The sequence below is a fragment of the Sporosarcina sp. P12(2017) genome (assembly GCF_002743035.1).
GTDB classification, from domain to species: Bacteria; Bacillota; Bacilli; order Bacillales_A; family Planococcaceae; genus Sporosarcina; species Sporosarcina ureae.
In genome coordinates this window covers 1-4,098 of sequence record NZ_PDYL01000033.1, presented here as the reverse complement: position 1 = coordinate 4,098, position 4,098 = coordinate 1, and the positions used below count along the sequence as shown (strand labels likewise).

The window sequence follows — 4,098 nt, the reverse complement described above, 5'->3', positions numbered from 1 at the left end:
CTAAATACATCGCCCATCGGCGTGCCTGCATCGGTCTGAGTCAGTAACTGATTATCTTCTGGTGTTAACATTCAAATACCCCCTAATTCAATAATAGATTCCTAGTTCGGACACAATTCATTTATCCAATTGATGCTGTTCGCACCTACTATTTGGATAATCCATTTACACATGATCATACATATGACAGCGTTTTCATTTCGCAAAAAATTGATTAACATTAATTTCAATGAATCGTTAAAGTCGAATCATTGAATTGTATGGGATACCATTTTATTAAACAGAGTATTTTAAAAGTCGTTTACTTCTGTCAAATGAATCCCTTAATTGGTTGCACTCCCAAATGTACCGATCCCGCTCCATCGTACATACTTTCGTTGAGGAATGCGTGTTGGGTAACAACCATTGCATCTCGTAAATATCGTTGCAACGGATGTCCGTCGTAAATAGCCGTAGTACCTGCAAGAAGGTAAGCAGATTGTACTGCGCTTGCTCCCTCACGCGCAGCCTGAGCCGCCGCTAGACGTAGCATACTTGTTTGATCAGCTGAGACGCCTTCACCTTTTTGGATTGATTCCCAAGCGGATTCGGTAGCTTCGTAGAAAAAGGCACGTGCCGATCTAAGCTTGGCTTCTGCTTTTGCCACGGAAATTCGTACGTAAGCACGATCAGCCATTTTAGGTGCACCAGTGATACCAGAACGACCTGCCATCAAAGAAATTTCATTAAGCGCAGCACGTGCCACTCCAAGATTGACCACTGCCAGCACCTGTGCTGCATAAGCAATCGAAGGGTATTGAGAAATTGGCTCTTCAATTGAAGGAGTACCGCCACGTACAAACGTCCATTCATCAGGAACGAAGACATCTTTCACGCGCAGATCATGACTTCCTGTGCCACGCATCCCAATAACTTCCCAGTTTTCAATAATTTCTACATCCTCTGGTCTTAGAACGGCAGTTAATGGTTTACCGCCTTCTCCTGTACCAATACCGACACCAAGAATGTCTGCTCCCTTACATCCACTTGCAAACTTCCAAAGACCATTAACAATCCATCCACCATTTACTCTCTCTGCAGGCTGAACTGGAAACAAACCACCTGCGAAGGCCACATCAGGACCATTTGCGTAAAGTTTTGCAAGTGTTTCTCCTGGTAGAGCTGCTAGGTATACAGCAGCAGATCCAAAGCTTGCTACCCATCCAGCTGAACCGTCAGCTTCAGAGATACTTTCAATTAATTTAAGGAATTCCATTGGTGAACTACCATCTCCACCTAAACATTGAGGCGTATGAGCGCGATAAACACCCATTTTTTTCAGTTGCACTATCATATCCTTTGGTACATGTCGCTTCTTTTCAAATTCATCACGTCGAGCACGAACTTCTGTTAACACCTGGTCAAACCGATTTTTATTTTGGTTTTTTAATTGGCTAGTCATAATTTCTTCCTTCCTATAACTTATTGTTTTACGCTACAATATTTGGATTTCCCCATTGGTAATGAAGATGATCATCTGTTTGGGAATAACAAGACTTAACTAGTCTATAGACTTGAAAAATGAGTTACATCGAGTAAAATCCTACCTTTAACTCCTAACCCCAAATTTCATTAAAAATTGGCATTAGGTATTTTATCTATTTTTATACTAAAGCATTTGCAATATTTAAACTACTACCTATTAGGTCTGAAAATATACAATATTCCGTCCTATTAGTATACATAGGTTGAAGTGATTTAATGAAACTAAAAAAGCGTCGGTCATCATGAAACGATTTTAAGTACCTTCATGAGGATACTTAAAATCGCTACTAGGATTCTAGACACTTTTACAATAAATCTATAATAAATCTTGAACTATCTGTCGTTCTTAAAAAAATTAACTGCCTTCTCTTATATAACCAGCAACTTTCTTAACTTTAAACCTGCTATCATCACCGTTGATCATGCCTTTAAGCGTTCGACCAATTGAAGAAGCTCGTCATTGGGTCCATTAAACAAAATCATGCGCCCACCTTCAAGCGTCGGTTGAGGTTCAATAGAATTGAAAATAATCCCATGCTCCTTGAAATATTTAATAGACTTATCAATATCTTCAACTGTAAAAGCAAGATGATTGACGATTCCACTTTGATTGTATTGTCCTACCGTATCAATGTCTTTGATTAATTCTATTTCTGTATCTGGATGTGATTTCACATATAAAAACGCCATTTCCCGACTTGAATTTTCTCCTCTTAAACGTACTTTACAACCAAATACTTTCGAGTAAAATGCAATGGATTCTTCCATGTCTTTCACTACAATAGCTATATGTTCTATTTTAGTAATCATTAATAGTTCTCTCCTTTGATTAACTGAAAAATTCAACACCTTGTATAAATGCCCGATTTACAGGTAGAATTACAAAAAAAATCAATCAAAATCGAGATGCATCCCGTTTCGATTAATTTTTCTTGTTACTTCTATTAAAGTGAAACAGAAACTATCTTATCTTCACTCTCACCCATTACACTTGTGCTGTGCGGCGCTTGTACTTTTGAGCTAGGATCAATATAAACTTTTGCATTACCTACTGCTGTAGGTGCTTCACCAAAACCAGTCGCAATGAGCTTCACTTTTCCTTCATATGTACAAATATCCCCAGCTGCATAAATCCCGGCAATATTTGTCTCCATTTTCGAATTAACAACTATGCTATTCTTCTCAATTTCCAGTCCCCAATCTTTTATTGAGCCAAGAGAGGAAATAAAACCATAGTTTACGATTACATCATCAACTTCGATGCTCTTTGTTCCTTCACCTTTCACATGCTCTAGAATGACTTGTTCGATATGATCTTCTCCAATAAACTCTAGCGGTACATAAGGCGTCATAACTTTCACTTTGGAGTTTTTAAGCAATTCTACGCTATGTTCATGCGCACGGAATTTATCACGTCTATGGGTGAGTGTTACCTCATCAGCTATTGGTTCTAGCATAAGTGCCCAATCAACTGCTGAATCTCCACCTCCAAACAACTGAACCTTTTTTCCGGCGAACTTCTGCATATCCCTAACAAAGTAATGCAGATTTTTCCCTTCAAATTTATCAGCTGCTTCTAATCCAAGCTTTCTTGGATTAAAGGCACCGTTTCCTGCCGTTATAATAATAGTCTTTGAGAAATGTTCAGCACTATTTGTTGTTATCTTAAAAATGCCGTCAGGCTGTTTTTCTAATTTTTCTACTCCCTCATTTAAAGCAACCACTGGATTGAACTGATTCATTTGATCGGTTAAGTTATCAATTAACTGTTGACCAGTAATCTTTGGAAAACCTGCTACATCGTAAATATACTTTTCTGGATATAGCGCAGAAAGTTGACCGCCAAGTTGTGGTAAGCTTTCAATAACTTTTACTCGCGCTTGACGGAGTCCAGCATAAAATGCTGTAAATAATCCAACTGGCCCTCCCCCAATAATCGTAATATCGAATACTTCATCTTCTACGTTCATCTAACCCACTCCGTTCACTATTGTCTATCTATAAGATATAGAATCTATATGTTTCTATATCTTGTTGCGCCCTTTAAAAATGAAGCGTTTCTTTAGTACCTCTTCTATTTCTAACTTGTATAGATCTTTAACATTACATCGCTTCGCTATATTTTAGTGCATTTCCATGGAATGGTTCATCTGAAATTTTAATTGAATCGCTTGGGCATCCTTCATATGCATCTTCTACATCATCATGCAACTCCGCTGGCACTTCTACCATTCCCTCATTTTGATCAATTGTCACGTAGGATATCCCATCATCGGTATGATCATATATGTCAGGTGCAACTCCACTACATGCTCCACAAGCTATGCAAGTGTCTTGATCAACAATCGTATATTTTGCCATTGTTCTCCACTCCTTATCGCAGACTTGATAAGCCTTAATTTTTTTGTGCTTTGCTAAATTTCTATGTTTGCTCAACAGGTTGTTTTTTCTTTTCAAACTGTTCTTTAAGTGGAAATGCTTCCTGCCACTTTTTCTCTTTGTCATCATAAAGTCCTTCACTATACAGCGTTTTTAACGATTGATTTTCCAATAATAACGGCTCTTGACCCTCTT

At 38.2% G+C, this 4,098-nt stretch carries 4 protein-coding genes; all 4 read right to left on the bottom strand.

The genetic code is table 11. From position 1 onward, the window contains the following. Positions 1-310: 310 nt before the first annotated feature. The 4 genes from CSV80_RS17135 to CSV80_RS17120 all read right to left on the bottom strand — a co-directional run bounded on the left by CSV80_RS17135 (position 311) and on the right by CSV80_RS17120 (position 3,885). A complete protein-coding gene (locus CSV80_RS17135) occupies positions 311-1,441 on the bottom strand; it encodes an acyl-CoA dehydrogenase family protein (RefSeq protein WP_099671833.1) in 1,131 nt (376 codons plus the stop codon). Between the two features lie 503 nt (positions 1,442-1,944). Continuing rightward, positions 1,945-2,334, bottom strand: a complete 390-nt coding sequence (locus CSV80_RS17130; protein WP_029055027.1) for a VOC family protein — start codon at positions 2,332-2,334, stop codon at positions 1,945-1,947. A 134-nt stretch (positions 2,335-2,468) separates the two neighbouring features. Next, the gene (locus tag CSV80_RS17125) at positions 2,469-3,494 is read right to left on the bottom strand and encodes an NAD(P)/FAD-dependent oxidoreductase (protein ID WP_099671832.1); all 1,026 of its coding nucleotides are present in this window, start codon (positions 3,492-3,494) and stop codon (positions 2,469-2,471) included. A gap of 133 nt (positions 3,495-3,627) precedes the next feature. Next, positions 3,628-3,885, bottom strand: a complete 258-nt coding sequence (locus CSV80_RS17120) for a ferredoxin (RefSeq protein WP_029055029.1) — start codon at positions 3,883-3,885, stop codon at positions 3,628-3,630. Between the last annotated feature and the right edge of the window lie 213 nt (positions 3,886-4,098).